This window comes from Pseudomonas sp. ACM7 (assembly GCF_004136015.1).
Lineage (GTDB): Bacteria > Pseudomonadota > Gammaproteobacteria > Pseudomonadales > Pseudomonadaceae > Aquipseudomonas > Aquipseudomonas frigoris.
In genome coordinates, this window is the sequence record NZ_CP024866.1 from 243,740 (window position 1) to 270,253 (window position 26,514).

Sequence of the window (26,514 nt, forward strand, 5' to 3'; positions counted from 1 at the left end):
GGTGGAGCTGCCACGTTCGTTTCCAAGCGAAGGGGTGGCAGCTGTACGCAGGTTGGAAAACCAGGGTAAACGAGCCCGGCAGACCTATAAGGTCTCCCGCGCACAGCCGCCATAACGGAATGCACATAGTGCGAAAAAGTACGTTATGAAGAGGTGCCTTCGTGTCGTTTACCCGTCGAGTTTCCAAGCCCGACCGCTGAATTATCAGCGACACGGAAACGATAGAACCAAGGCTCACGTCACACAAGCCGGCGGATTCTGGCGCAGCCGTAGGCAACGGCGCAAGGTTTTGTAGCTTTCAGGACGTAACCTTGATGGCGCTTAAACAAACACCCTGTGGAGATGTTTAATAATCTGACGCACGCTTCTTGCGCGAGGTGAAACCTTGAGAAAATCATGGACGCATCCTACACATTTTTTAAGTCTAAGCGTCGCAGGTGTAGTGGGTAGTGTGAACTCTTGAATCAGTCTGATTCCGGCCAAAAGGAGTCAGTCGGATGTGTCTACGAAACTAGGGGCGATTCACCACGACCCGGTATCGTTTATAGAAAGCAACTGACACGGAACACGGAAGGTTTTCAGCAAGACTTTTGGGATTTGTCTTGCAGCCATTGTTTGAGCTTCCCGATAAAGTCAGACTACCCCAGCCCCAAGCTGGAACTCCTCGCAACGACTCAAGGACGATACATGATTTCTTCTGCACGACTGGGTGACAAGCATGTCTGCCCTTTGCCCGGCCATGGCACCACCCCGATTGCCTCCGCCAGTGGCGACGTAAATATCAACTTTATGGGCTCCGCACGTGTTGGCGATACATGTGGTTGTGGCACCGTAATCACCACAGGGTTTCCATCGATTCAAGTGAATGGCCGTCCTATGGCCCACCTTGGCAGTCCTACCAGCCATGGCGGAACCATCATCACCGGGTCAGGCGATGTAGGTGGCGGGTTTGTCATGGGCGATGCTGGCGGTGCAACCATCATCAACTTCATGGCACTGGGAGCTTTCCGCCCAGATGGCACCGTGGACGATGAAAAGATGGCGACCTTGCTCGCTGATCCAAATTTGAAAGAGAAGGCTCTGGCGGCGAATGCCTTGGTAGATCCGCAAGCCAGCACCGAAAAACCCGAAGCGAAGACAGAGCCGGAAGCACCTACTACGTGCAAAGACCCTGACATGATGGAGCAACTGGCCGATTACATCGCCGATGAGATGAACCGCAATATCAAAGACCCAGCAGTCTTGGAAATGAAAGAACTAAACAGCTTCGATCCTGAGGCGGAAACCAAGAAATTTATGGAGCTTCCGCTCTACCTGCGCCTAGGGCAAGACCCCCAGTTTTACAACATGGAACTTGGAAAAAAGGCGATGGCTTTCGCCATCTGGACGAAACAGGTGGGTCAGGGTCAGGATTGGGATCACAAGCCCAAATTGGCCAAACTGTTTGGTGTACCTTGGCACAAACAAGGGGCGTATGACTTCTACTACGACATCTGGTCGAACATCCATTATGGGTATGTCGGCTTAGCCGGTGGACTCTCTGACAGCGTGCAATTGGACGGCGCTGGAGTTGAGCAAATAGGCTCAGACAGTTGGCGCTTCCTCAAAGACCCTAAGAGGTTTGATGGCCCACGAAGGACGGAAGGCGTCGAAGGGATGCGAGCATGGGACGATGCTCCTGATAGGGTGTCGATTATCCTCGGAATGGAACTCTACAAGGAGTATCCGAACGGCGGTGTCACTGCACAAATCATCATGGACAAGGTGTTGGCAGTGCCAATTGCTGACTGGGGTACAGGGGTTCAAAAACATGCCTGCAAGTGAAAAGCGACCACGACATATTGGGCGGTGGATAGGGCTGTTTCTCATTGGTGCTGTGGTGTGCTGGTACGTAGCTATACCGCGAGTTGTCGTTTTCTACTCAAAAGACGGCACCAAGAAAATTAGTTACGTCCTGAACACACAGCACACAATCGTTCGCGGTGAACTGCTGCCCGGAAAGACCACGGGTGATGTAGGACATATCTTTCCTGACGATGAGTTCTTCATGCGTCTCGACTGGTGGAATGCGAAGGGCCTGAACCGTTGCGTCAGCATTACGCCCCAATGGCCGACAACGGAAATTCATATTGACCGTAACGGCGAGATTGACACCAGTGAAGGCAGTGGCACTGATGGAGAGCGATTGAAAGTTTGTAAGTAGGATTTAGCCAAGCCATAGGGGGCATAAATGTCCATAACAAATCCACGTGTGATCGATTTCTGGGCAATTCCCAAGCGAGAGCTACACGACCTGGTGCTCGTTATCACTGACCACCTTGAATGGGGTGGTAAAGCTGAACAAGGCGAACACTTGCTCTTGCTGCAAGAGAAAATCAACACGTACATCGCCTTCATCGAAAGCGGTGAGATTTACACCGAAATTCCCGGTGCACTGGGTAAACATCCCATCATTCGTGTTCTTGGCCTGTATGAGTTACCAGAGCAAGCAGAGCTCTTCATTGGCCGTGTCACAGAGACTCTAGAAGAAGTGGGCATCGGTTTTGAATTCGAGCTTAAAGCGGACGAAGCAATACGTAATATGTGATCACGCCAATGTCTTTGTCTGAACGTTTTCGGCTTCGCAGAGATTCAAGGAACAGCAAGCGAATTGGGAGATGAAATGGAGCTTCGTACTGAGTTAACGCCGCCTGCACTTGATGAATCCATGGTTGTTCGACTAACGAAACTCGCTGAAGAAATTGATTGCGGACATCCTGAGCAGACGCTGAGCCAGTTGTCGGAATTCAACCGAGAGGCGATGACAGAGCTTGGGTTCATCGACTTTCAGGGTATTTATGGCGGCCAAGGCCATGAGGCTTGGGTTCGCAAGATCTTAGCAGCACCGTTTGAGCGGCCAGTAGCAGATGTAACGAGGGGTGAACTTATAGAGCTGGCTCGAAGGGTAATGGAGAGCGATGGGGCTGAACAAGACATCGATTTTTGGCTGAACATGCTGGCAATCAATATACCCAGTGAACGCATCTCCGATTTGATTTTCTGGCCAGGCGAATGCTTCAACGATGTCAGTTACTCGCAGAGATTATCGCCAGAGCAGGTGATAGAAATCGCGTTGAATGACAGAGATGTTTTGCTATAGCTGAATCGGCCCTGGTTTTGTAGTCGCTGGGTGACAGCTCTTGGCCGTTTTCTGTCCGTCGCGAGAGGCAGAAAACGGCCAGAAGCGGCCTCTCGAATGTGTCTACGAATCAAGGTACTATTCAGTTTGTATCAGGTCTAACCCTGGAATTTAGCGACTCAAGTAATTCTACAAGATCGTTTAGTGTGCTTGCTGATATGGCTGCTCGATTAACTTCTGTTTTTGCACAAGCTTCGGATAGATACCAGCCTATTTGCTTTTTTGACGGGGCGGTGGAAATATCGTAGTGCTTCTTAACTAAGTCGATCGTGCTTGAATCAAGTAATCCCTCTAAAGCCATCCCCGTAAACTTGTCATTAATTTCAGACAAGGTGAATACTGTTGTCGTCGGGAGAAACCAACCTTCCTTATATCGTGCAGACTCTTTCTTTCCTGCCGAGTCATCGTCAAGCAGAATCATAAAATGCTCTCCGCGGCCCATCATAAGGCTGATTAGAGGGCCACTAGCGCCTGAGCCTACGCCGGGTAAGATTCGGAAATGCAGATTGATTTTGCTAATTTTTTGCGCAATGGTCAAAGCATAATAATCTGATATACCTTCAACCAAGATAAAGGGGGGCGAGCCAATAAGTTCCGGCACCACATAATCGAGGCTTTCAATAACTGGCTGGAAATAGCTAGATCTAGAGGGGTAATTCGAAAGAAATTCTTTGTATTTTGTAGCTTTAATGTTGGTTGGATTAGAAACAAACTCGAAGCTATCTCCGTCATCTGGGTTTAGCGCGGTATTTTCGACTATATAGGCCCCTCCCAGCCATCGCGGATTTATCATATGATGGCTGTGTGTTGAATATATTATTTTAGTCCCATTGGTGGCGATCTTTTCAAAGCTTTTTAATAATTCAGCTTGTGCTTTTGCGTGGAGATTTGCAGCAGGCTCATCGAATATTAATATTGAAGGCTTGTTGCTCTCGCCCTTGAAGGTAGTAAATAAAAGAAAAGAAAAAAACCAACGAAAGCCTAGCGAGCGCTCACTGATTTCGTAGTCGTATTCGCCATCCGACACCATGAAAGAGGCATAAGGAATATTGCCTTTGCTAGTATCAATATTCCATGTTATTGATATCTGCTTGGCCGAGGAATCCTTGGAGAACACCCGCCTCCACCCTCCGATAACCTCCTTCGTGACTGAATTAGAAACCTTCTTGAATACGGCATCTATTAAAGACTTTTCGGCACTTGTTACAAACTTGGCAAGCCAGTTGGGATCAGGATTCCTGTTTGCGTAAGCGCTGATTCTAAGGGTGACATGTTTTTCAAGATCCAACCCATCGTCTATCCCCTCCATTATAGACTGAAAGATTGAACGATAATGCCGATTTGTTGTGCTTTCACCATCATGTTCTTGTAGGTAAATTTTATTTGGGATATCAACTAGAAAGGTCGGAAAATACTCCAGACTAGGTAGTTCTTTATTAAGGAGATCCATAGTGTCACTCCAAAAAACCCCTGTTTCACTTTCTGGCACGCACTCTATGTATTCAGAATCACCTTTTTCACGCACCCAGAGATCGGCATCCCAAATGTGAGAACTGGTTTTTAGGATGCTATCTTCAAAAGTTAATTCTTTGATTAGGCTAAATGGTGTGGATAGACGATTTTTATCAATGTCGAGTTTTTTACTTTTTGCGAACTCGCAAACTTTCCTAATATCAGATTCATTTAGCTCGACTACAGCTTCTATTTCAATGCTTCCGGTGAATGCTGAGCGTCTATTTATTGGGATAATTTCATTTGTATTGTTTTTTGCTCGACTCCCCTTGAAGAGGCTGGAGACTAATTTGTCGCTACTTACAAAATGAGACAAAGCTTCCAATATGGTTGTTTTACCACTTTCATTTAAGCCAATAAGCGTTATGATTGGATTGTTTGTTCTATCATCTAGAGATATAGAGGTTTGCTCGATACCTTTATAATTTCGAATTGTAAATTTTTTAATTTCTGGCATAAAAATCTCTTTGGGATCCCGTGTGCTGGCGGTGCATTTAGGGCAATGAGTGCCATCGCTTCCTAGCCTGCCGAACAATTTCATTAATTTCTTTGAGGAGCGTTGCTCTAATGTTCGAAAAGCGTTTTTCTCAATATGCGCAACAAAATGATGGCATAATGCCTTGTTTGTGCAGTTTCGTCTCGTAATTTTCTCGCGCTTTACTATGCTTTGCCGGCAGGACCGTCGGCTCATTTGATTTCTGTCTTCTCCGCTTAAAAGGGATGACGCTCGCATGGCCTATTTCCGGCCGATTTCTGCCCGTGCTGACCGGCAACTATTAGGCCGACTCGTGCCCTCCATCACGGCCCGCTTCGGGTCAACAGCCGTCCATTGTAACCAGCAGTAATCGCCCAGTTTCCACCACTGAAACCAATGGCTCTCCCCGTTAGCTATAGCTCAGACCAAGACCAGACCCGAAGGCTTTACACTGTCGTCTTAGAAGGCACAAGCAACGGTACACTGCGTGTCGCGGGTCACGGTTGAGCAAAGAACACGACGTAAATGCTTTATAAAGCCAGCCTGCCGCATTGCGCAGCACTGGCTCCCCTCATCATCACTTCCCATCTCATCTCGCTCATCAAAACCATCACACCCGCCGCGAATCTCGCCTGGCACTCCCACCCAAACCCTTTAAACCCGATTAAAAGCCCCAAGCCACTTTCAAGCCCACGCTCTGCTCATTACTCCAGTGCAGTGCTCAACCATGAAACCCCTCCACATCTTCAAACCCACACCGCCATGTGCGGCGCCAGCTTCAACTTCACCGAATCCGACCTAACCGCCACTGTCGCCGCCTACAACCCATCGATCCACGAAGCCCCCATGGTCATCGGCCACCCCCAGCACGACGCCCCGGCCGCCGGCTGGGTCAAATCCTTATCCGCCACCCCCCAAGGCCTGATCGCCGAACCCCAACAAGTCGACGCCACCTTCGCCGAGCAAAGCGCCAAAGGCAGCTACAAAAAAATCTCCACCTCCTTCTACCACCCAGACGCCGCCAACAACCCCGTGCCCGGCGTTTACTACCTGCGCCACGTCGGGTTCCTCGGCGCCCAACCGCCATCAGTAAAAGGCCTACGCCCCATCGAACTCGCTGACGACGAACAAGGCGTCATCGAATTCAGCGACCACGGCCACTACCTCAGCGCCGACCTCTGGCGCCGCTTCCGCGAATGGCTCATCAGCCAATTCAACAAAGACACCGCCGACCAGGTCGCCCCGTCGTGGGCCATCGACAGCCTCGCCGACACCGCCCGCCAACCAGAACAGCCCATGGCCACATTCACCCAACCCAAAGACCTGGGCGACTTGCTGCAGGTCGAAGTTAGCCCCGGCTGGCCCCGCTCCAAGGCCACGCCGCTGGCCGGCACCGACAACTCGCTGGGCCAGATGCAGGCCAAAGTCGCCGGTAAATACCGCTTCAACCACCCACGCGGTGCCGTCCTGTTGGCCTACGGCAAGTCAACCTTTGGCGTCTCGGAAAGCACCGATGCAGCGTACGTGCAGCCAACCCAGCGATAAAAAATAAACCCTGTGAGTAGGGGTCTGCAGCGTCCTGCCGATAACGACAAAGCGTCGCGCTCGATTGCCGGCGTTTTACGGACCAGAAAGCATTAGCCGGGACTTTACATGCGACACCTCAGACACCTTACTTCCCCTCTGAATCAGCAAAAGATTGCTGACGTCACCTTCCATTTCGATCCGTCTGATCAGAACGAACTGGTGACTGTGCTTCAGCGTTTTTTTGCCGAGCCGGATCAACATGCGTTGCTGGATATTCCCGAGGAAACCCGCCGCGTGTTCCTGCTCGAAGGTGAACGAAAATGGGTGTTGAAACACAACCGCCTGACCCACTGGAAAAAGCAGCTGCAGAATTTCCTCGGCCTCAAGCGTGTGTTCGGACTGCATGACCTGACCAACGAATTCATCAATCTGTCCGTTGTGTCTGCCAAGTCAGAGTCGTCGCCCAGAGTGGCTGCATTCGGCCATGTCGGGCGCTTTCCGTTTCTCAAGGAAGAGTATTTGCTGGTCAGTTTTTTCGACAACCATTGCAGCGTCGATGATCGACTGATCGCCCAGCCCGAACAGGCGCAAACGCTGCTGTTGGACATTTTCCAACTGTTTGGGCAGACGCTGGTCGAGGGGTTTGTTCACATGGACCCACACCCCAAGAACATCCTGATTGGCCCCGATGGCAGGCTGCGCCTGATCGATTTCGAATGCTGCGCGCATTCGGTGCTGGATCACGACTTCAGCCTGGGTTTTCTGCTGGGTTACTTCTATCGCTACTGGTTCAACACGTTCATATCGGTTGAACACTACAACGCGTGCTGTGAACGCTACCTGAAGCATCAGCACCCGCAATTGAACCGTGAGGTTTTCCAGGCGGTGTATGAGCGCTTTCGGGACCGTGATGTTTCCCGGAGCACGCGTTACCGCATCCTCACCTGCCCCAAGGCCCAAGCTGCATTCCTGCACGAGTTGATGTAACCGGTAGCGGTTGGCTCAGCCTTGCTTCAAGTCGAGGCAGTAGGTGTAGTAACCCGTATCGCGCACATAGCCCAAGGATTCATACAACCGTTGCGCGCCGACATTGTCCGTGGATGTTTCCAGCACCATGCCTTTGGCGCCGGTCAACAATGCGAAGGCTCGCGCGGTGTTCATCAGCAACGTGCCGACCCCTTGCCCTCGCGCGGCGGGTGTTGTGAAGAGGTCGCCGAGCAGCCAGGTGCGGTGCGCGTCGATGGAAGAGAACGTCGGGAACAACTGGACGAAACCCAGCGCCTCGCCGTTGGGGGCCTGGGCGAAGAAGATCGCGGATTCGTCCCGGGCAATGCGCTCGGCGATGAACTCGCGAGACTGCGGCAGGTTCGACGGCTGGCCGTAGAAGCCTCGATAGGCGTCGAACAGGCTGGCGATTTTATCGATGTGGGATGCGTCGGCGCGCTGGGCCTGGATGTCCATGTTGATCGTCTCCTTACGGATTGATTTGATGAGCGGAAAAAGGGAAATGTAGATCAAAAGATCGCAGCCTGCGGCAGCTCCTACAAGGGACGGCGTACACCTGTAGCTGCCGCAGGCAGCGATCTTTTGGGGTTCACCCAATCCTTAAGGCCTTTCAGCTCCGCTCAGGGCCACCGCCGGCATTGATGTCCTGGCCAGGCCGTAATAAAGAATCCCCGGGACCACCAGACCAACGATCCAGGAAATATCGACACCGCCGAGCTGCGCGACCATCGGCCCGGAGTAGAAGTGCGTATCGACGAAGGGCAACTGGATCAATACACCCACGACATACACGCTGATCCCGCGCGTGTTCCAGCGGCCATAGCGACCCGCCGGGTCGGACAATGCCGGGATGTCATAGCGCTCTTTGTTGATGAAGTAGTAATCCACCAGATTGATCGCGCTCCACGGTGTGAAGAAGGTCAGCAAAAACAGGATGAAGTACTTGAAGGTGTTGAGAAACGAGTACTGCCCCAGCAGTGCGAGCGTGGTGGACGCCGCGACAATCAACAACACAAACACCATCCGCTGGCGGGCGGAAATCTCCAGACGACTGCGAAAACCACTGATGATGGTGGCCACGCACATGAAGCTGCCATAAGCGTTGAGCGTGGACACCGTGACCTTGCCGAACACCACGCTCAAGTACAGCAGGGACGCCATCACACCGGTACTGCCCAACCCGACGATGGTCGCCACCTCGTGACCGCGGAAGTTCGCACCGGCCAACGCCGCGGCGAACACCCCCAGCACCATGGACGCCTGGGCACCCAGCACTGTTCCAAGACCGACGGCAGCGAACGTCTTCCACGACGAGGTCTTGCTCGGCAGGTAGCGTGAATAGTCAGCCACATAAGGGCCAAAGGCGATCTGCCAGGACGCGGATAACGACACCGCCAGCAGGAAAGTACTCCAGCCGAAGTGACGGTTTTCCAGCAACTGGCCGATATCGTTGAGGGTCATCAACCGGGTAAACAGATAGACGAAGGCGATGATGCCCAGCACGCTGGCCACCCGGCCGACCAGGTGGATGACCCGGTAACCGAAGATCGTCAGAAACGCGATGCACGAGGCAAAAATCAGAATGCCCGCGCTGTCGCTGACATGGATCAACTGGGCAATGGCCTGCCCCGAGAGTACCGCGCCGGTGGCGCTGAAACCGAGGTACATCAGGCACACCAGCACAATCGGGATGGCCGCCCCATAGACCCCGAACTGCACACGACTGGAGATCATCTGCGGCAACCCAAGCTTCGGTCCTTGCGCCGCGTGCAGGGCAACCACTGCACCGCCGAGCACCTGGCCGATCAGCAAGCCGATTAGCGACCAGAACACATCGCCGCCCAGCACCACGGCCAGGGCGCCGGTGACGATCGCCGTGATTTGCAGGTTGGCGCCGAGCCACAGGGAGAACTGGCTGTAGAGGCTGCCATGCCGCTCGGCCTCGGGAATGTAATCGATCGATCGTGTCTCGATCAGGGGACTTCGCTGCTGACTATCGCTGACCTTGGTCATTACGGTGTTTTCCTTTGAGGCGCTTGTTTTTATGGTGCGAACTCGAACGCTTAGAACGCCTTGCTGGCACTGGCAACCACAGTGGCGGTGCACAGATCACCATAGCCGTACCAGCTCGTGCATTCGCTTTTCGACAGGTCGGTATCAATGTAGCTAAGGCCCCAGGTCACGCCCACGAAGTCACGGGTCAACTTGGCTTCCCACTCGCTGTAGGCATCACGGCTTTCGCCGCTGGCGGACCAGAAAGCCGGGTCTTTGACATCGTTTCGACCCACGCGCAGGTCCAGGCCGATCTCGGCCGGCAATTCGATTTTGTAGCTGAGGTAGGTGTAAAGGGTGTCCTGGTCCTCGCCAAAGAAGTTCGGCGTATCGTTTGAGTAGTAAGCGCCAAGCTTCACGCCATAAACGTCAAGGACGGCGTAGACCTCACTCAGGTTGAATTGGCCCTCTTTTGGATAGTCGTACTTGATGTACCCCAGATCGAGGCTGATGGCCTCGGTCGCCTGCCAGTAGTATCCCGCGTAATACTCAAGTTCCTGCCGCGTCTTGAACTCGCCGCCGAAATCGACATTCGAGGTCCAGGCACCAACGTACAGGCCGCTGCTGTGCATCAGCGTGGCGCCGGCCTGAGCCGCCGGATCACCCAGGGTTTGCGAAATGCCACGGGTGCGGTAGTCGCTGAAAACTCCCAGGGTCATGTCCAGGCTGAACTCATCGTTGAGTGTCAGTGCCTGGGTGGTCAGGGGTGCCAATACAAGCGTGGCAAGGGTCAATACTGAGCGCGCGTTCATACAAGTCTCTTATTGTTATGGAGGTGCGGGTTGTTTCAGGCATGGCGATGCCGAGCCCCTCGTCGGACGAGGAGCCGGGCGTCTTTTGCGTGGTGCGGGTGAACGGAGGGTCAGGACGCGGGCGCGTACACCTCTTTGCCGGCGAAGAAGGTCTTCAGGACCTTGGTGTCGAACAGTTCGTCATCGCTGACCTTGAAGACATCGCGGTCGAGGATGATCAGATCGGCCTGTTTGCCGGGTGTCAGCGAACCAATCTGCTGTTCAAGGCGCAGGGCCTTGGCGGCATTGAGCGTGTAGGCGTAGAACATGGTCTGGCGATCGATGCTTTCCTTGGCATTCAACACGCCCAGCGGCCCTTTGCGCGTGCTGGCCTGAGCGATGGCATTCCATGGATTGGGGCTGGATACCGGCCAGTCACTGCCACCGGCAATGACCGCACCGGCGTTATGCAGGGACCTGGCGGGATACTGATAACCGTAAGCAAACGCGCTGATATAGGGTTTGACGAGCTCGACGGTGTAACTCTCGCCGGTGGCCCACAGCAATTGCATGGAGGCGATCACGCCAAGTTGCTTGAAGCGCGCAAACTCTTTCGGGTTGACCAGTTGCAGGTGGCTGATGCTATGAGCCACGGGTGTCGGGTTGAGTTTGCGCGCGTAGGCAAAACCATTGAGTGATTCACGCACAGCACGGTCGCCAACCGCGTGCATGTGCACGATCCAGTCGCGCTTCTCCGCTGCCACGACCAACTCACCGAAGTGCGCGGGATCGATCAGCAGTTGACCGCTTTTATGGCTGTTCTTGAAGGGAACGATGACCGCTGCCGTCTGCCCCGGAAACTCGAGAACGCCGTCAGCGAATACCTTGATGCCAGGAAAACTCAGGTTGGGTACGCCCTCAAATTTCTTCATGACCTTGGCCAACACTTCCAGGTCGGCCGGTCGGCTTTTTGGGTTGGTCAACAGCAGCGCGGCGACGTGGGCATTGAGTTCGCCCTTCTCTGCCAGTTCGCGGTAAAGCGGCAGCACGCCGTAACTCTGCTCGGTTGCCTTGAAGTCGAACAGCGAATCGCCACTGCCGGCATTCGCCGCGGCGTCCATCCAGGCGGTGACGCCGTATTGATTGTTGACCCTTACTGCCTCGCGGGCGGCTTTCAACATAACCTCGTCGCTGGGCGCGGGGATCTGGCTGCGTACCAGGTCCCAGCGAGACTCGGCAAAATAACCATTGGGGGTGAAAGCCGCGTCGTGCCCCACATAGCTACGATCCTGTTCCGACAGGCCTTTTACCAGTGTCGCGTCGATTTTCAGACGCTTGAGCATGGCGTTGTTGGCCCAGCCGGTGTGCCCGTCGATCCCGCTGAGGACCACCGGTTGATCCACCCAGCGTCCCTGATTGAAGCGCTCCCCCAACTCACGGCTCTTGCCCCAATAGGCCGAACTGACCCCGGCGATGCTGATCACGCCACCGGCCCGCGCAATACCCGCCTGATCCTGTTCGATAATCCACTGTTCAAGCTCCGCCAACGGCTTGACTTCATCCAGCAGGTTGGCCCCCATGCTGTCGAAGGCCGCAACCACCGGGTGACTGTGGGTATCAATCATTCCCGGCATCAGCACCTTGCCCGCCAGATCGATCCGTTGCGTGCGGGTGTCGGTCAGGGCGTTGATTTCGGCATTACTGCCCACTTTGAGAATCTTGCCGTCTTGCACGGCCACTGCCTGGACCAATCCCTGACCGGGTTCGGCGGTGAAGACCTTGCCGTTGAACAACACAAGGTCAGCGGCGGCCATGGCTTGCACCGAAGAAAAGGCCAGGGCTGCGGCCAACAGGTTTGGAATAAATCGCTGCATCGGAACACTCTCTTGTTTTTATTGGGCAGGACGGGAGGCTGATGCCTGGGACAACGCCTTCGGATCAAGGCCAACGAACGGCGCCTTGGCCCACACGACCTGGCCGCCCACTACCGTCAGCAGCACGTTATTTCGAGCCAACTCCTCCTCGGGGACCTGCATGAAGTTCTTGTCCAGTACGATCAAGTCGGCGAACTTGCCGACCTCGACCGAACCGACGACAGCGTCCAGTTTCAGCTGCTCGGCAGCGTTCATGGTGATGGTGCGCAGCACTTCAGTGCGCGACAGCGCCGGGTCGGCATTCAGCCTCCCTGCATACTTGGGGCCGTAGCTGTGCGGGTTCAGTGGATCACCTGAGCGGGTGACACCGATCTTCAGCGCCAGGAACTCGTCGAGCGGGTCAACCGGCCAGTCACTGCCATACGCCACACGGCCGCCAGCACGAGCGATGCTGCCGGAGGGCTCCATGCGGGCAAAACGCGCAGGCCCCAGATGTTCGTTGGTACCGTCAACCGTAGACGGTGCCTGCTGGGCCCACTGGAAGGACATGTTGGCGGTCACGTCGAGCGCCTTGAAGCGCGCATAGTCGGCAGGGTCCACCGACTCGTTGTGAGTAATGGCTGGGCGGAAGCCATTGCCAGGCAGTTGCTGGCGCACGTATTCGATACCGTTCAGTGAGTCACGCACCGCGCGGTCTCCGGTGGCGTGAAGGTGCGGATCGAGGCCGGCCTGAACGGCCTTCAGCAGCAGCGGGTTGAGCACTTGTGGCGGGAAGTAAAGCTCGCCGGTGTTCTTGCCGGGTGTCCACTTCGGCGCCTTATCGGTGCCGGCATTGCGCAGGTACGGCGTCAACATTGCACCCGTGTCCGCCGGCGCGTTGATGATACCGTCCATGAACAATTTGACGTGACGCATGCTCACGCCCGGCGCCGGTTTCGCTTCGCCCTGGTCGTAGGTAGTGGCCATTACCTTGGCCTCGGCGATGGTTTTGTCCGGGTCGGCAGCGGCGGCGGCAGGGTCCAGTTTGATCGCCAACAAGGCCCGGGCCGTCAGCTCACCGGACTGTTGCAGGGTGGTAAACGCTTTGCCGTTTTCCGGCCCCGACAAGGCATCGAAGAAACTGGTGATGCCTTGCTGGCGCATGGCGTCGAGCGCCGCGCGGGTCTGATTGAGTTTCTCTGCGTCGGTGGCGGGTGGCACCACGGCGGCCATGGCCTCGGCGGCTCCGTCTTCGCAGATGCCGTTCGGGTTGCCGGCGCTGTCGCGCACGTACTTGCCATCACCGGGATTGGCCGTGTGCTTGTTGATGCCGGCGACCGCCAGGCCGCGAGAGTTGGTCAGCACCGTATGGAAGTCGGTGGAACGGACTTGAATTGGACGGTTGGTCTTGAGCGCATCCAGTGTCGATTTGTCGGGGTCACCGTCGAGTCCGGTCATGCCAATGCGGTCCCAGCTGCCCACTTCGAGCCAGACATCGGGGCCTTTGTCCTTGTCGGCATCCAGGCACGCCTGAATGGTTTCCTGGAAAACCTTGCGGGTCATCGTCTGGTATTTCAGGTCGCACAAGGTCATGGCGCGACCGCCGTCTCCCGGATGCATGTGTGCATCAATGAAGCCCGGCATAACCATGCGGCCGGCCAGATCGATCAGCTGTGTCTGAATGCCGATGTAAGAGGAAACCTCTGCATCACTGCCGACGTAAACAATCTTCCCGCCCGTGACGGCGATCGCCTGCTGCACGGAATTTTTGCCATCGACGGTGTAGACATAGCCGTTGCGCATGACCATGTCGGCGCCTGTCGAAGCGTGTGTCTGACACCCTACCAGCGCCATACAGGAAAATGCCGTTGTCGCGGCAACGGCGATAAATAGCCTGGAAAATTTCAACTGCCTCACCTCTATTTTTATAGTTTTGGAAGTGGCCCGAACGGACGGTCGCAAGCCCCTGATATGCAGGGCATACCCTATAGAGCACGACGGTCGGATGGACCTCCACAAATGAGGAGGGGTAAGGCAAATACCGGTCAGTTGAGCAGCAACGCATACTTTGTAGCTGCTGCCGAAGGCTGCGTGCGGCTGCGCAGCAGTCGTAAACCTTGAGTGCGCGGTGAGTCTGGTGCACCGCATAGTCTGACTTCACGACTGCTGCGCAGCCGCACGCAGCCTTCGGCAGCTGCTACAAGGTATGCGTTATGGCGCTGCTTAATTACGACGTGCAGTTTCCGCAAGCGAGGTCGATGAGCGCAGGACAGAACCCAGCTCCACTTTGCTCTTCACGCCGAGCTGCAAGTAGCAGTTGCGCAGATAGGTGCGCACTGTGGCCGGACTCAGAGAAAGGATTTTGGCAATTTCCTTATAGGAATGGCCGGCGGCGAACAGCATCGCAGCAGTACGCTCTCGTGGCGCCAGCACCGCCCCGCGCGACTGTGTTTCGAGTGACAGGATGACGTGCTCGGCGTTGGGGCTAAGCGTCATTGCAGTGCGACCCAGGCGAATCACGCAGGGCGCCTTTTGCAGTTGTGCGATGACATCAAAGGGAAGCATTGAACCGCTCCACCCGGGCAACTCGCGCTGAATGGCGGCGCACAGACTTGCGCCCACATACAGCAGACTGCCGTCCATCCGGGCGACCCCGAAGTCACTCGCCCCGTTGCCCGTGTCGCAGCGAATCATGTCCTGCACCTGAAAGCGCCACAACTGCAACAGATGGTCGCAGAACGCCGAAAACAATCCGTCCTCACTGTCATTGAACGCACAAGCATCACCGCCACGGTAGAGACAGACGAAGAACATCAAGCCGCTTTCGGGTAACTCGAAGGTGATGCACATCACGTGGTAGAGGTCGTGGCGCCGAGCGAACGCGTCCACTTCTTCATTAGGGTCGGTGAACCCGCTGTCGCGCACCACCTCACCGGGTCGACTCAAGGTGTCATGGGAGAATTTGTCGTCACCCGCACTCTTGTGCCATTCGGTGGCAAACGATTCGGGCAGATTGATTCGCCCGTGCATCCAGCTTTTGGGAGGCGCATTGACGCCTGACGCAGACATCTCGCCCCACCATGCCGAAGCGAAGGGCACCAGTTGGCGGAAGGCCTGCAGGCCGTCGGCGATAAATTGGGAGGCGCCGCGATCTCGGGCAAGGCGACCCAGGTGCAACACGCAACGATTAAACGCCTTTAGCGTGGCCATCGCCGTGTTGGCGCCGACCTCATCACCCTCCTCCATGGTTTTTATCCTGTTTACTACACGGCGTATTTTTTCGACGATGCCATAGGCGCGGTTATGGCGTCCAGCGAGCGCTGTTGCTGCGGGAGAATTCTGGTGACTGGCAGCGTTCGGCATTAGCTGCCGGAAGGCCACGCTGTGCGCAAACGGATCGCCGCTCGCTGTCGTACGGTTTACTCCGGCTGTCAGCAAGAATGACCCAAATGCGCTAATTCCGCTAAACCGACCCAGGGGCAGGCACAACACCGTCTAATCTGAATAGAACACGACCACAAACATGCCTCTAGCCTCTTGATACAGGGGAGATGGGATGACCGGAAAAACTGCGCGCCACTGCTCGTCATGGGTCCTGCTCTCCCTGCTCGCCATTAACCTGGCGCTGACAGCGGGATGTGCAGGCAAAGCTGCCACTGCTCGCTATTCGGCCTCAAACATAGGCGGCAGCTGCTATGCAAAAGCGCTACCCACTGCCGGCGAGGGCGGCCTGGCTTGGGGCTCCACCTTGAACATGGCTCGCAAAAAATCCCTGGACAATTGCATACGCTATGCCGGCCGATCCGGTGGCACGCCTGATACCTGCAAAGTGGTGTTGGCAGAGTGCAAAAATTAATAGAGGGGCAGTGAAAGCGGGCCGTTCGGTTCGCGGTCAATCACTTGACCGAACGCCAGTCGCGTCATGACCGAAGGCATCTGATTAACACGCCAATTGCCAGAGCCCACAAACATTTCTTGAGCAGCATGATGCACCTCCGCTTGGAGTTGCGCAGTCATCTCCGTATCGAATGCAATGTCCAGTGAATTCGCGGCCGCCCATTGGAGCGGCCAGCCAACCGGCACGGCCATAAATCTGCAGCAATAACGAGCAACTGCGGTTTCCGTACGATCCCTCAGAGCCAACTGCACATTATTGATAGCTACCCCGGTATCGAGGATTTTTGTGCACCGACACTGCCCGCCCTACCGGCAACTGCAAGTGCCACGCAACAAGCCAGTAACGAGAATGCGGCGAATGCGCCCATCACATGTAGATAAGGCAACACGTGATTCCAGGCTCGAGCCACCCCCAGGAAAGCGGCGAATAGCCAACCGCTCATGGAAAGCGCACCCAACAAGGCGAGCCGCGTGCGGCCTGCACTGCGCAGTGCGACGAATGGAGCCTTTTGCAGCAACGGGAAGCCGACTCGATGCAGTAATGCACCGTTGAGGCTAAGCAGCGCGACGACAGTTACCTTGGCCCAGAGTTTCTGATTGAGCAGATACGCGTCGCCTTCATTGAGATAACCCTGAAGCACCAGCAACAGTCCGCTTACCCAAAGGGCCAGTAGTGCGAGGCTGACGATCCTCTGAGTTTCATCAAGGTACTCAAGCCTCGCCTGGTCCAGTATTTCCTTGCGCCAACTCCAAAGCTTGTGATCCGCCTGCAACACCCTCCCCAAGGCAATACACGTAGCAAGCAGATGACCGTATACGAGAAGCATTTTGAGCATTGCCTTGACCTTATTATTGTTTTGGCGCTGCGTTCCCTGCTTCGCTGAATTGAAAACGAATGATACAAATTTGCAATTGCATTTTCAAGATGAGCATTCATTCCTAGGCTGGCACCGACCGCGATACAACTGTCGCGACAGACAGCAAAAGGCCCAGAAGCAGCCATTCACTGATTCAAGCCCCTTTGCAAAGTCACTTCCGACAGATCGTCTTACTGACGTCGATCTGATTTTGGCTTGCTCGATACATATGGATAAACGTATATTCGGATAACCACATGTACTGAAGACGCCTCCATGCTGAACCCTGCCGCCGTATTCAAATGCCTGTCCGACGAAACTCGCACGCGGGCCACCTTGCTGATCACCCGTGAGGGAGAGTTATGCGTTTGCGAACTGGTCTGCGCCCTGAACGACAGTCAGCCCAAAATCTCCCGCCACCTCGCGCAGCTCCGGGCATGTGGCCTGCTGCTAGACCGCCGCCAGGGTCAGTGGGTGTATTACCGGCTCAACCCCGAACTGCCAAAGTGGGTTCGCACCATTCTTGAGACAACCCTGGAAGCCAACGCCGACTGGCTTAAGGAAAACAGCACTCGACTCAAAGCGATGGGCGACCGCCCTATCAACACTGCCGCCTGCTGCTGACCCATCACCCGTCGAGACTGCTCATGATTACTGCGTTCGCCATTTTTCTCGTCACCATTGTGTTGGTCATCTGGCAGCCCAAGGGACTGGGTGTCGGCTGGAGCGCCTCCTTGGGGGCTGCTCTCGCACTGATTGCAGGCGTCGTGACGCTGGACGATATTCCACTGGTGTGGGGCATTGTCTGGAACGCCACCGCTACGTTTATCGCGGTCATCATCATTAGTTTGTTGCTTGATGAAGCAGGCTTCTTTCAGTGGGCCGCACTGCATGTGGCACGCTGGGCCAAGGGCGATGGTCGTCGTCTGTTCGCTTTCACAGTGCTATTGGGTGCAGCCGTTTCCGCCCTGTTTGCCAATGACGGTGCGGCGCTGATATTGACCCCCATCGTAATTTCAATACTGCTCGCATTACGCTTTTCGCCCGCGTCTACCCTGGCGTTTGTCATGGCGGCGGGCTTTATTGCCGACACGGCCAGCCTGCCCCTGGTGGTGTCGAATCTCGTCAATATCGTTTCAGCCGACTACTTCGGCCTGGGTTTCAGCGAGTACGCTTCGGTCATGGTCCCGGTCAATTTCGTTGCCGTAGGCGCCACTCTGGGGGTGCTGTATTGGTTTTTCCGTCGTGATATACCCGAACGTTATTCACTGGATGACCTACAAGATCCACGACGTGCCGTGCGAGACCCGCTGACGTTTCGCGTCGGCTGGATTGTTCTGGGTTTGTTGCTGATTGGGTTGTTTGCGCTGGAGCCTCTGGGCATTCCGATCAGTGTCATTGCGGCTGTCTGCGCCGCGATGCTGTTCGCCGTTGCGGCGCGTGGGCATGTGATTTCAACCCGACGTGTATTGCGTGAAGCGCCATGGCAGGTCGTGACCTTTTCGCTGGGCATGTACCTGGTGGTTTATGGGCTGAAAAACGGCCTGACAACCTATCTGACGGTAGCCCTGAACTACTTTGCCGAATTCGGCATCTGGGGCGCCGCGTTGGGGACTGGTTTTCTCACGGCGTTGCTGTCATCCGGCATGAACAACATGCCTACGGTGTTGGTGGGTGCGCTGTCGATTCAGGCCAGTGACGCCACCGGTGTGGTGCGTGAAGCCATGATCTACGCCAATGTCATCGGCTCTGATCTGGGCCCGAAAATCACCCCCATCGGTAGCCTGGCAACACTGCTCTGGCTGCACGTTCTGGAGCGCAAGGGCATCCGCATCACCTGGGGTTATTACTTCAAGGTGGGTGTCGTTCTGACGCTGCCGATTCTGTTCATCACCTTATCTGCCCTGGCCTTGCGCCTGGGCGTTTAGCACCTGCCCGTCTGGAAAGAGGAGTCGTCATGCGCGTTCTGTTCATGTGTACCGCCAATAGCTGTCGCAGCATTCTGTCCGAAGCGATGTTCAATCATCTCGCACCGCAAGGCTTCCAGGCGATCAGCGCCGGCAGTTTCCCCAAAGGACAGGTTCTGCCGCGCAGCCTGACCACGTTGCAAGAGGCCGGGATTGCGATCGACGGGTTAACCAGCAAAGGAAACGACGCCTTCGAGGCCAACCCGCCGGACATTGTTATCACCGTCTGCGACAAGGCCGCCGGTGAAGCGTGTCCGGTCTACTTCGGACCGGCCCTTAAGGCCCACTGGGGACTGGAAGATCCATCAGAGGTGAAGGGTGATGAGACAGTCGTCGCCGCTGCATTTCACTCGACGCTTGCGCGCATCGAAACGCGCTGCCGGGCGTTCCTCGCCCTGCCCTTCGCCCAACTTGATCGCGACGCACTGAAGCGCGAACTCGACCGCATCAGCACACTGTAACGGGAGCCCCCATGACCCACTCACTGCCTAATCTCGACGCGTCATTGATTTCGTCCATTGCCAGTGACAACGGCCGACACAAGCCGCGAATCCTGTTGCTGTACGGCTCGACCCGCGCACGTTCATTCAGTCGGTTGCTGGTCGAAGAAGCGGCCCGTCTGCTCGAACACTTCGGTGCAGAGACGCGGATCTTCAATCCATCGGGACTACCGCTACCGGATGACGCACCCAACGATCACCCGAAAGTTCAGGAATTGCTTGAGCTGATGCAATGGTCTGAAGGGCAGGTCTGGTGTTCACCCGAGCGCCATGGCTCCATGTCTGCCGTATTCAAGGCCCAGATTGACTGGGTGCCGCTGGCCCTGGGCGCCGTTCGCCCGACCCAAGGGAAAACGCTCGCCGTCATGCAGGTCAGCGGCGGTTCCCAATCCTTTAACGTGGTCAATCAGCTTCGCGTGCTGGGACGCTGGATGCGGATGTTCACGATCCCTAATCAATCTTCCGTGCCGAAGGCTTTTCTGGAGTTTGACGAAGGGAACCGCATGAAACCGTCCTCGCTGTATGACCGGGTGGTAGACGTCATGGAAGAACTGGTGAAGTTCACGCTGCTGCTGCGCGAGCGGCCGGATCTGGTTGACCGCTACTCCGAACGCAAGGAGTCAGCGGAAGAACTGACTCAGCGGGTGAATCAACGGTCGACTTGAAAGCTGGGATGAAGCCAGTAAAGCGTCTGCGATCCACCCGCACTTGTCCTATCCTTCTATCCAACCAACAACTCCGGTCACCGATATGCCCGCCCCCGAATCCACCCTCCTCGACAGCTGGCACCACAACGCCCAATCCTGGATCGAAGCCATCCGCACCGGCGCCATCGAAAGCCGCCTCAAGGTCACCGACCAGGCAATCCTGCTGGCGGTGCTGAGCCGCCAGCCAGAGCGCGTGCTCGACCTGGGCTGCGGCGAGGGCTGGCTGTTGCGCGCGCTGGCTGAACGGGGCATCGAGGCGGCCGGTGTGGATGGCGATGCAACGCTGGTCGAGGCGGCGCGGGCGGCGGGCTCTGCGCAGGTGCATCTGGCGAGCTATGAAGCGTTGGTGGAAGCGAAGGTGGACATCGGCCGCGACTACGACCTGATCTGCGCCAACTTCGCGCTGCTGCACCAGGACATCATCCCTCTGCTCACGGCCATGAACGCCCTGCTCGCCCCGGGCGGCGCGCTGGTGATCCAGACGCTGCATCCGTGGACCGTGGCGGCGGGCGACTATCAGGATGGCTGGCGGGAAGAGACCTTCACTGGGTTCAAGGGGCAATGGCAACCCATGCCGTGGTATTTCCGCTCCTTGTCCAGTTGGCTCAATGCGCTGGACATGGCCGGTTTTCAGCTGGCCGCCCTGCAGGAGCCGCAGCACCCGCAAAGTCCTGTGCCGCAGTCATTGCTGTTGGTGGCCGAGCAGCGGGGTTCGGTACTCTTCAGTAATTCCCTTCCCGCACCAACCGCCTGACCTCAGCCTGTATGGCATAAGCCGGCGCCTCCACAGCATTGAAATCCTGTGTATACCGCCGGGCAAATCCTTCTACCCCCCACTCCTGATATTGCTGCACATGCTTTAATTCGTGAGCCCAGAGCGCGACGTCCTGTTGTGCGGTTTGAGCGTCCCGGAAGAGGATGATGTCGATCAGCGTCACGGCACCGACATCGGGATTTTGCAGCATGGCAGTGGCGGCGCTGAATTGGCCGTTGTCGCTCACTTTGTAGCGCGCGGCGTCGAGGACGCTGGGGTCGTACCAGCGCAGCAGTTGTTCCCGGATGTGCGGTGGAATGGGTTGGATGCCGGCGCTGGCTGCTTCAGCGCGGGCTTGGGTCAGCCACAGCGCCAGGGCAGGTGCCGCGATCTGGTAGATGCCATCAGGCACCAGGTCTGGCAGGCAGATGCAGCCGTCCAGGCACACTTGTTTCTCGCCAGGTGGGCAGGCGTTGTTCTGGGCTGACACGTCAAGAGTCAGGCAAAGAACAAACAGCGCCACCAGGCGCGTGGTGATGGGCGACATTGGGCGCTCCAGGGACGGACGCAGCGCGAACAGTGGGCCACCATTGATCGACGATCCGCATGGCTTTAGCGTAGTCCCGAACCAAGCGCCCCCAAGATAATCGCAGGAAGCGACAGACCACTGTTTCCTGCGAATCCTCACTTTAGTAGACATGCGTCCGTGGCAGCTCTTGGCTGGTAGCAGCCCGTCGCGACCGGTTGAATCCACAGCCAATTGCAGTCCTTCGCGACAGGCAGTAACCGGACATAAGCGGTCGAAGCTGCATCGCATCGAGTACCGACTCATGCGCCCAGCACTAATCTACACTCCTGGCTAATGGCTCGATCAATGCTGCATCTGACATCGGCAACGCAAGTAGATGTCCAACCTCCGTCCCACTTCACTAGATAGAGGTCAGTTATGCCCAGCATCTCCATTCGAGCACTGCTCACCACAATCTTGGTCACGGCCTCCTGCTTATCAGGCGCTGCCGAGTCCACAGCAGCGAAAAGTACAGGAGAGAACGATATGTCCCACCCTTCGGCATTGTCCTATGAAGTACTCGTTACTGACGGGGTAACTAGGGCGAGCGATAAACGCCTACCCAATGGTGATCGCATCGTTTCATCGCCGATCACCTCAACCCTGATCTTCGGGAAAACCGACGCTGTGCTGATCGATCCGCCAATGAGCCGTGAGCAAACGCAAAAGGTCAGCGACTGGGTTGCGCAATCCGGTAAGCACTTGAAATACATCTACGTGACCCACGGACATGGCGATCACTGGTTCGGCACTGAACAGATCCTCGAGCGGTTCCCTGGGGCCACTGTATATGCCACCGAAGGCACGATCCGGCTCATGCACCAGCAGGCCACTGTCGGACGCGAAAAGGTATATGACAAGGACTTTCCCGGGCTCATTGGAAAGACCGATGTTATTGCTCAACCGATACCTGCTGAAGGCTTCACGCTTGAGGGCAATACCATCCAGGCCATAGACGTCGGTCATACAGATACTGACGACACCACGGTGCTGTATGTACCGTCCATGGGACTGGTGGTGGCCGGCGACGTTGCCTACAACGGTGTACACCAATATCTCCTCGAAGGCGGCAACGGGGGGCTCCAAGCTTGGGTCAAGGCGATCGACCAAGTAGAAGCTTTGAAACCGCGCATCGTTATTGCTGGGCACAAACAGAAAAATCGTGCCGATGATCCAGTCATTCTGGAGCAGACCCGCCAATACCTGTTGGATGCCATAGAACTACTCGCGGAGAAGCCGACCCCACGCGAGTTCTTCGACAAGATGATCGAACTCCACCCCGACCGCATCAATCAAGGACCGCTCTGGTACAGCGCTATCGGACTACTCGGAACGCCGACTGCATCTTCGGGCGACGCCCCCCAGCCCAAGAATTAAACCTTTATCCGTCTAGCTGAGGATCGCCCCCATGCCTACTTTATTGACCCGTATAGTACTTCTCGCAAGCCTGGCTACAGTCCCATATTTCGCGTCTGCGGCTGAAGAAAAAGTCACCTTCTCAGTTGAGGGAATGAACGTCGTCGGCACCCTGAACCTGCCCGACGGCGTTAAGAAGCCCCCGGTAATTCTGTTACTTCACAGTTTCGGGGGCAGTAGGGATGAGGGGATCATTCCGGCCGTCAATGAAGGTATCTTTGCCCGGGCCGCACGTCTTTGGGCCGAACAAGGCATTGCCAGCCTCCGTATCGATTACCGTTTTGATGGCGACAGTGATGGTGCAAAGACCGACGGCACACTCGATACGGATGTTGAGGATGGGCTGGCTGCGCTCGACTTTCTGGCCAAGTCCGGGCGCGTCGACGCCAACCGCATGGCGCTTGTTGGATGGAGCATGGGCGGAGCAATTGGTGCTGCTGTAGCAGGACGGACCCCGCATAAACTCGACGCGGTCGCACTCTGGAACCCCGCAACCAATATGGGAGCCGCGTTCCCGCTGCTGTGGGGCGCCGAGAAGATCAAGGAAGCGTTGCACAGCGGTGACACCCCCGTCGCACTGGCATTACCTGCTGGTGGCGAGGTCAAGCTTAAATCCGCGTTCTTCGTCAGCTTGATGACCCTCGATGCCGCCGCCGAGATCACCCGTTACAAGGGTCCACTGCTCGTCGCGGTCGGCACTAACGACGACATCGTTTCTCCGCAGCCAACCCTCGGGAAAAGCTTTATCAGCTATCACCCTGGAAAACATGAGTTGCTTGTCCGGCCCATGGATCACTTCTTCAACATGAAAAAAGACGAGAAGCAGATCGACGAACTGATCTCGACGACAGCTACCTTCGTCAAGAAACACATTCACTGATCCCGGTATCCCCGACTCTTTCAAGTTGCTTGAAACGAGTCCCCTGCCGTTGACTAACGACTGGCAAGGGGCTTAGTCGCTAAAGCCGCATGACGTGACCGTGTTTGGCGAATGCGTGAGCGTCAACACGAAGACCACGCAACGGCACCTGGACTCAGACGTTGACCAGAAAAGAACCGTTCCATGTCTCAGTCGAATTAACAAAAACGGCCGTTTTCTGCCCTTCATGACTGACTGCTTTGGGTCCAGGCTGTGTGAAAACGCGCTAAACACCTCGAAAACTGAGAGTCGCGAGGGTTGCCTATGGAATCAGCGGGCGAAAGCGCGAATTAGCTTAGTCAGTGACATAGACGTTCGTAATTCCGTTTGGGCCGCGTCAGCGGCCCAAACGGCTTCTAACTGGCGAGCCAAGCGGCTGGGTTCACGCCCTGATTGCCTCAAGCAGTCCTGCGATGCCGAAGATGCTCATCATTCGTTTGAGGTTGTAGGCGAGCACATGAAGGCTCATCTCAGTGCTCACCCTCGGCAGGGTTTTGGTCAGGAAGTGGGTACTTCCCATCCAGTACTTGAGCGTTCCAAAAGGATGCTCAACGGTCTGTCGACGAACCCTCATCATCGCGGGATCATGTTCTAGCCGAACCTGCATCGCGTCGACTACCGACTCATGTTCCCAGCGCTTCACACGGCGCTCCTTACCCGTCGTACATTGCTTTTGCATTGAGCAGGACTGGCAGCCTGAGAAGTAATAACAATGCAATAACATGCCGTCTTCCGTCGACGAATGTCGCCTGGTTAGTAACTGCCCCGCAGGGCATCGATACTCGTCCGACGCCGCAAGATAGATGAAGTCCTGCTTGCCAAATCTGCCTTCCGCTTTGCTGCCAGATGTAAGGGGTTTCGGTACGAAGGTAGTGATGCCAGCTTGCTCGCAAGCAAGGATTTCCAGACCTTTGTAATAGCCTCGGTCGGCCACCACCGTTAGCGATTCAGCTCCGATTTCTTCACGGGCCTGGTTCGCCATATTGCTCAGTTGCCCGCGATCATTGCCAACGTTGGTCACCTCATGGGCAATGATCAAATGGTGTTTGTCGTCGACAGCGGTTTGTACGTTGTAGCCAACCGTTCCGGTGCCTCGGCCGCTCGTGGCCATTGAGCGTGCATCTGGATCGGTGAGGGAGATCTGCTGGTCTGGACTTTCGTGGAGCTGCGCCTCGATTTCCTTGAGTTTCTGCATCTGCTTTTTCAGTGTTTCTATCTTTTCTTTAAGCCGCTCTGCTTTGGCCTCGGCCACTTCGGGCGTTGCCCGATCCGCCGAATCCATCGCCGCCAGATATCGATCAATGCTCTGCTCGATCTGCTGCATGCGAGCTTTCACTTTGCCCTGAGTGAAGTTGCGGTCGCGATTATTGACGGCTTTGAATTTGCTGCCGTCGATGGCGATGATCGACTGGGAGAAGAGATTGAGGTTGCGACAAAGCACTATGAACTGGCGGCATACGCTGCGAATGGCTTTGCCGTTGTCTTTGCGAAAGTCGGCAATGGTTTTGAAGTCCGGAGCCAAACGCCCCGTTAGCCACATCAACTCGACGTTGCGCTCGGCCTCTCGCTCAAGCCGGCGGCTGGACTGAATCCGATTGAGATAGCCGTAGATATAGATCTTCAGCAACACCGCTGGGTGATAGGCCGGACGACCCGTAGTGGCAGGATCGACTCCCTCAAAACCAAGTGCGCCCAGGTCGAGTTCATCGACGAAAACATCGACCACGCGCACTGGATTTTCTTCGGCTACGTAATCGTCCAGACACTCCGGCAGCAAGGTGACTTGCGTCCGAGCCTCACCTTCAATAAATCGCTTCATGATCGCCCCGCTACGATCTCGACGATCAGAAGATTAGACAATTGCGGGAGTTTTCACACAGCCTGGGTCGATTGCGGTCCTTCGGGACAGGCAGCTATCGGCCAAAAGCGGTCGCTCGCTACTGATTCCGACGCGTTAACGCTCAAAGCCATGGCCGATCAATCCCACCAACACCTCCACTGCCTCACTCAACTCCCCCGGGGCCAACATCAGTCGTAATTCATTCACGGGTAGCTCAGGAAACCCGTCAGCCACAGTCAGCACGCGCATGCCTTGACGCACTTGGGCACGGTCGACGATGCCAATGGCCAATCCGGCCTCAATGGCGGTTTCCAATGCGGTGACCCCGGCGCTCATGATGACCGCCCGCCTGCGACGACCTTGCTGGGTCAGCGCGTCAACAGCCACGCTTCGATACGGGCAACCCTTGCCGTGCAATGCAAGGGGGACCGGTTTGGTGAGGTCCTGTATGTAGTCGTGGGCGGTAACCCAGACGGGTTGGGTGATGCCGAAGGTCTTTATGCAGCGCATCTGCGGCGCAGCAACATCAACCGGCGCCACTAACAGTGCCATATCCAGCTGCCCACGCTGAAGGCGGGTGTTCAAGCGGCCACTGGCACCGGTTTCTACCTCCAGTTCTATGTAAGGAAAATCCGCCGTCACGTGCGGCAGCGTACAACCCAGTACCGCGCCGGCGTACTCCTCGGAAATGCCCAGCCTGACTCGACCACTGGCCACCGGCGCGGTAAAGCTAGCAAGCAGCCGGTCGTGGAGCTA

General features: G+C 56.1%; 25 protein-coding genes. 14 read left to right on the forward strand and 11 right to left on the reverse strand.

Going from position 1 to position 26,514, the window contains the following annotated elements:
• Nucleotides 1-687 precede the first annotated feature (687 nt).
• The 4 genes from CUN63_RS01270 to CUN63_RS01285 all read left to right on the forward strand — a co-directional run bounded on the left by CUN63_RS01270 (nt 688) and on the right by CUN63_RS01285 (nt 3,139).
• Complete coding sequence (locus CUN63_RS01270; protein WP_129436841.1) at nt 688-1,824, forward strand: polymorphic toxin type 44 domain-containing protein; 1,137 nt, start codon at nt 688-690, stop codon at nt 1,822-1,824.
• Nucleotides 1,811-2,203, forward strand: coding sequence for a hypothetical protein (locus CUN63_RS01275; protein ID WP_129436842.1), 393 nt, complete (start codon nt 1,811-1,813; stop codon nt 2,201-2,203). The genes CUN63_RS01270 and CUN63_RS01275 overlap by 14 nt, the downstream gene beginning before the upstream one ends.
• Before the next feature lie 27 nt (nt 2,204-2,230).
• Nucleotides 2,231-2,587, forward strand: coding sequence for a DUF6572 domain-containing protein (locus CUN63_RS01280; protein ID WP_129436843.1), 357 nt, complete (start codon nt 2,231-2,233; stop codon nt 2,585-2,587).
• 75 nt (nt 2,588-2,662) lie between these two features.
• Nucleotides 2,663-3,139 carry a hypothetical protein gene (locus tag CUN63_RS01285; protein ID WP_129436844.1) on the forward strand — a complete coding sequence of 159 codons (477 nt, stop codon included), beginning with the start codon at nt 2,663-2,665 and terminating at the stop codon, nt 3,137-3,139.
• 121 nt (nt 3,140-3,260) lie between these two features.
• Here CUN63_RS01285 and CUN63_RS01290 read toward each other — a convergent pair whose 3' ends face one another.
• Nucleotides 3,261-5,423 carry an ATP-dependent endonuclease gene (locus CUN63_RS01290; RefSeq protein ID WP_129436845.1) on the reverse strand — a complete coding sequence of 721 codons (2,163 nt, stop codon included), beginning with the start codon at nt 5,421-5,423 and terminating at the stop codon, nt 3,261-3,263.
• Nucleotides 5,424-5,927: 504 nt separating this feature from the next.
• On the opposite strand from CUN63_RS01290, the gene CUN63_RS32530 reads away from it, so the two are divergent.
• Both CUN63_RS32530 and CUN63_RS01300 read left to right on the forward strand, forming a co-directional pair.
• Complete coding sequence (locus tag CUN63_RS32530; protein WP_306108951.1) at nt 5,928-6,710, forward strand: hypothetical protein; 783 nt, start codon at nt 5,928-5,930, stop codon at nt 6,708-6,710.
• A 108-nt stretch (nt 6,711-6,818) separates the two neighbouring features.
• Nucleotides 6,819-7,679, forward strand: a complete 861-nt coding sequence (locus CUN63_RS01300) for a phosphotransferase (RefSeq protein WP_129436846.1) — start codon at nt 6,819-6,821, stop codon at nt 7,677-7,679.
• Nucleotides 7,680-7,694: 15 nt separating this feature from the next.
• Here CUN63_RS01300 and CUN63_RS01305 read toward each other — a convergent pair whose 3' ends face one another.
• From CUN63_RS01305 to CUN63_RS01335, 6 genes are all read right to left on the reverse strand, one after another.
• Nucleotides 7,695-8,153, reverse strand: coding sequence for an N-acetyltransferase (locus CUN63_RS01305; protein WP_129436847.1), 459 nt, complete (start codon nt 8,151-8,153; stop codon nt 7,695-7,697).
• A 144-nt stretch (nt 8,154-8,297) separates the two neighbouring features.
• The gene (locus tag CUN63_RS01310; protein ID WP_129436848.1) at nt 8,298-9,710 is read right to left on the reverse strand and encodes a cytosine permease; all 1,413 of its coding nucleotides are present in this window, start codon (nt 9,708-9,710) and stop codon (nt 8,298-8,300) included.
• Nucleotides 9,711-9,760: 50 nt separating this feature from the next.
• A complete protein-coding gene (locus CUN63_RS01315; RefSeq protein WP_129436849.1) occupies nt 9,761-10,501 on the reverse strand; it encodes a TorF family putative porin in 741 nt (246 codons plus the stop codon).
• Nucleotides 10,502-10,611: 110 nt separating this feature from the next.
• Entirely contained in the window at nt 10,612-12,354 is a 1,743-nt protein-coding gene (locus tag CUN63_RS01320) for an amidohydrolase (protein ID WP_129436850.1), read from the reverse strand.
• An 18-nt stretch (nt 12,355-12,372) separates the two neighbouring features.
• Nucleotides 12,373-14,241: an amidohydrolase gene (locus tag CUN63_RS01325; RefSeq protein ID WP_129436851.1), complete on the reverse strand. Its 1,869-nt coding sequence runs from the start codon at nt 14,239-14,241 to the stop codon at nt 12,373-12,375.
• 315 nt (nt 14,242-14,556) lie between these two features.
• Entirely contained in the window at nt 14,557-15,579 is a 1,023-nt protein-coding gene (locus tag CUN63_RS01335) for a helix-turn-helix transcriptional regulator (RefSeq protein ID WP_129445046.1), read from the reverse strand.
• Nucleotides 15,580-15,889: 310 nt separating this feature from the next.
• Between CUN63_RS01335 and CUN63_RS01340 the strand changes: the two genes are divergently transcribed.
• Complete coding sequence (locus CUN63_RS01340) at nt 15,890-16,189, forward strand: hypothetical protein (RefSeq protein ID WP_129436852.1); 300 nt, start codon at nt 15,890-15,892, stop codon at nt 16,187-16,189.
• 304 nt (nt 16,190-16,493) lie between these two features.
• On the opposite strand, the gene CUN63_RS01345 is transcribed toward CUN63_RS01340, so the two are convergent.
• On the reverse strand, nt 16,494-17,066 hold the full coding sequence (locus CUN63_RS01345) for a DUF2214 family protein (protein WP_129436853.1): 573 nt from the start codon (nt 17,064-17,066) through the stop codon (nt 16,494-16,496).
• Between the two features lie 297 nt (nt 17,067-17,363).
• Here CUN63_RS01345 and CUN63_RS01350 point away from each other — a divergent pair, with 297 nt between their 5' ends.
• From CUN63_RS01350 to CUN63_RS01370, 5 genes are all read left to right on the forward strand, one after another.
• Nucleotides 17,364-17,711: a metalloregulator ArsR/SmtB family transcription factor gene (locus CUN63_RS01350; protein WP_129436854.1), complete on the forward strand. Its 348-nt coding sequence runs from the start codon at nt 17,364-17,366 to the stop codon at nt 17,709-17,711.
• 23 nt (nt 17,712-17,734) lie between these two features.
• Nucleotides 17,735-19,015, forward strand: coding sequence for an arsenic transporter (locus CUN63_RS01355; RefSeq protein ID WP_129436855.1), 1,281 nt, complete (start codon nt 17,735-17,737; stop codon nt 19,013-19,015).
• Nucleotides 19,016-19,044: 29 nt separating this feature from the next.
• The gene (locus CUN63_RS01360) at nt 19,045-19,515 is read left to right on the forward strand and encodes an arsenate reductase ArsC (protein ID WP_129436856.1); all 471 of its coding nucleotides are present in this window, start codon (nt 19,045-19,047) and stop codon (nt 19,513-19,515) included.
• Nucleotides 19,516-19,526: 11 nt separating this feature from the next.
• Nucleotides 19,527-20,219 carry an arsenical resistance protein ArsH gene (arsH, locus tag CUN63_RS01365; RefSeq protein ID WP_129436857.1) on the forward strand — a complete coding sequence of 231 codons (693 nt, stop codon included), beginning with the start codon at nt 19,527-19,529 and terminating at the stop codon, nt 20,217-20,219.
• Between the two features lie 85 nt (nt 20,220-20,304).
• A complete protein-coding gene (locus CUN63_RS01370; protein ID WP_129436858.1) occupies nt 20,305-21,015 on the forward strand; it encodes a bifunctional 2-polyprenyl-6-hydroxyphenol methylase/3-demethylubiquinol 3-O-methyltransferase UbiG in 711 nt (236 codons plus the stop codon).
• On the opposite strand, the gene CUN63_RS01375 is transcribed toward CUN63_RS01370, so the two are convergent.
• Nucleotides 20,984-21,562, reverse strand: coding sequence for a DUF4157 domain-containing protein (locus CUN63_RS01375; RefSeq protein ID WP_129436859.1), 579 nt, complete (start codon nt 21,560-21,562; stop codon nt 20,984-20,986). The genes CUN63_RS01370 and CUN63_RS01375 overlap by 32 nt on opposite strands.
• A 507-nt stretch (nt 21,563-22,069) precedes the next feature.
• On the opposite strand from CUN63_RS01375, the gene CUN63_RS01380 reads away from it, so the two are divergent.
• Together CUN63_RS01380 and CUN63_RS01385 are read left to right on the forward strand one after the other, a co-directional pair.
• Nucleotides 22,070-22,960, forward strand: coding sequence for an MBL fold metallo-hydrolase (locus CUN63_RS01380; RefSeq protein ID WP_129436860.1), 891 nt, complete (start codon nt 22,070-22,072; stop codon nt 22,958-22,960).
• 31 nt (nt 22,961-22,991) lie between these two features.
• Nucleotides 22,992-23,879, forward strand: a complete 888-nt coding sequence (locus CUN63_RS01385; RefSeq protein WP_129436861.1) for a S9 family peptidase — start codon at nt 22,992-22,994, stop codon at nt 23,877-23,879.
• A gap of 421 nt (nt 23,880-24,300) precedes the next feature.
• Here the strand turns inward: CUN63_RS01385 and CUN63_RS01390 are convergent, their stop codons facing one another.
• Together CUN63_RS01390 and CUN63_RS01395 are read right to left on the reverse strand one after the other, a co-directional pair.
• Complete coding sequence (locus CUN63_RS01390; RefSeq protein ID WP_129436862.1) at nt 24,301-25,737, reverse strand: IS1182 family transposase; 1,437 nt, start codon at nt 25,735-25,737, stop codon at nt 24,301-24,303.
• 135 nt (nt 25,738-25,872) lie between these two features.
• Nucleotides 25,873-26,475, reverse strand: coding sequence for a LysR substrate-binding domain-containing protein (locus CUN63_RS01395; protein WP_256657651.1), 603 nt, complete (start codon nt 26,473-26,475; stop codon nt 25,873-25,875).
• Nucleotides 26,476-26,514: the final 39 nt, after the last annotated feature.

Coding starts and splice junctions, on each gene's coding strand:
- CUN63_RS01270 (WP_129436841.1), top strand. CDS start 688: ATGATTTCTTCTGCACGACTGGGTGACAAGCATGTCTGCCCTTTGCCC.
- CUN63_RS01275 (WP_129436842.1), top strand. CDS start 1,811: ATGCCTGCAAGTGAAAAGCGACCACGACATATTGGGCGGTGGATAGGG.
- CUN63_RS01280 (WP_129436843.1), top strand. CDS start 2,231: ATGTCCATAACAAATCCACGTGTGATCGATTTCTGGGCAATTCCCAAG.
- CUN63_RS01285 (WP_129436844.1), top strand. CDS start 2,663: ATGGAGCTTCGTACTGAGTTAACGCCGCCTGCACTTGATGAATCCATG.
- CUN63_RS01290 (WP_129436845.1), bottom strand. CDS start 5,423: ATGCGAGCGTCATCCCTTTTAAGCGGAGAAGACAGAAATCAAATGAGC.
- CUN63_RS32530 (WP_306108951.1), top strand. CDS start 5,928: ATGTGCGGCGCCAGCTTCAACTTCACCGAATCCGACCTAACCGCCACT.
- CUN63_RS01300 (WP_129436846.1), top strand. CDS start 6,819: ATGCGACACCTCAGACACCTTACTTCCCCTCTGAATCAGCAAAAGATT.
- CUN63_RS01305 (WP_129436847.1), bottom strand. CDS start 8,153: ATGGACATCCAGGCCCAGCGCGCCGACGCATCCCACATCGATAAAATC.
- CUN63_RS01310 (WP_129436848.1), bottom strand. CDS start 9,710: ATGACCAAGGTCAGCGATAGTCAGCAGCGAAGTCCCCTGATCGAGACA.
- CUN63_RS01315 (WP_129436849.1), bottom strand. CDS start 10,501: ATGAACGCGCGCTCAGTATTGACCCTTGCCACGCTTGTATTGGCACCC.
- CUN63_RS01320 (WP_129436850.1), bottom strand. CDS start 12,354: ATGCAGCGATTTATTCCAAACCTGTTGGCCGCAGCCCTGGCCTTTTCT.
- CUN63_RS01335 (WP_129445046.1), bottom strand. CDS start 15,579: ATGGAGGAGGGTGATGAGGTCGGCGCCAACACGGCGATGGCCACGCTA.
- CUN63_RS01340 (WP_129436852.1), top strand. CDS start 15,890: ATGACCGGAAAAACTGCGCGCCACTGCTCGTCATGGGTCCTGCTCTCC.
- CUN63_RS01345 (WP_129436853.1), bottom strand. CDS start 17,066: ATGCTCAAAATGCTTCTCGTATACGGTCATCTGCTTGCTACGTGTATT.
- CUN63_RS01350 (WP_129436854.1), top strand. CDS start 17,364: ATGCTGAACCCTGCCGCCGTATTCAAATGCCTGTCCGACGAAACTCGC.
- CUN63_RS01355 (WP_129436855.1), top strand. CDS start 17,735: ATGATTACTGCGTTCGCCATTTTTCTCGTCACCATTGTGTTGGTCATC.
- CUN63_RS01360 (WP_129436856.1), top strand. CDS start 19,045: ATGCGCGTTCTGTTCATGTGTACCGCCAATAGCTGTCGCAGCATTCTG.
- arsH (WP_129436857.1), top strand. CDS start 19,527: ATGACCCACTCACTGCCTAATCTCGACGCGTCATTGATTTCGTCCATT.
- CUN63_RS01370 (WP_129436858.1), top strand. CDS start 20,305: ATGCCCGCCCCCGAATCCACCCTCCTCGACAGCTGGCACCACAACGCC.
- CUN63_RS01375 (WP_129436859.1), bottom strand. CDS start 21,562: ATGTCGCCCATCACCACGCGCCTGGTGGCGCTGTTTGTTCTTTGCCTG.
- CUN63_RS01380 (WP_129436860.1), top strand. CDS start 22,070: ATGTCCCACCCTTCGGCATTGTCCTATGAAGTACTCGTTACTGACGGG.
- CUN63_RS01385 (WP_129436861.1), top strand. CDS start 22,992: ATGCCTACTTTATTGACCCGTATAGTACTTCTCGCAAGCCTGGCTACA.
- CUN63_RS01390 (WP_129436862.1), bottom strand. CDS start 25,737: ATGAAGCGATTTATTGAAGGTGAGGCTCGGACGCAAGTCACCTTGCTG.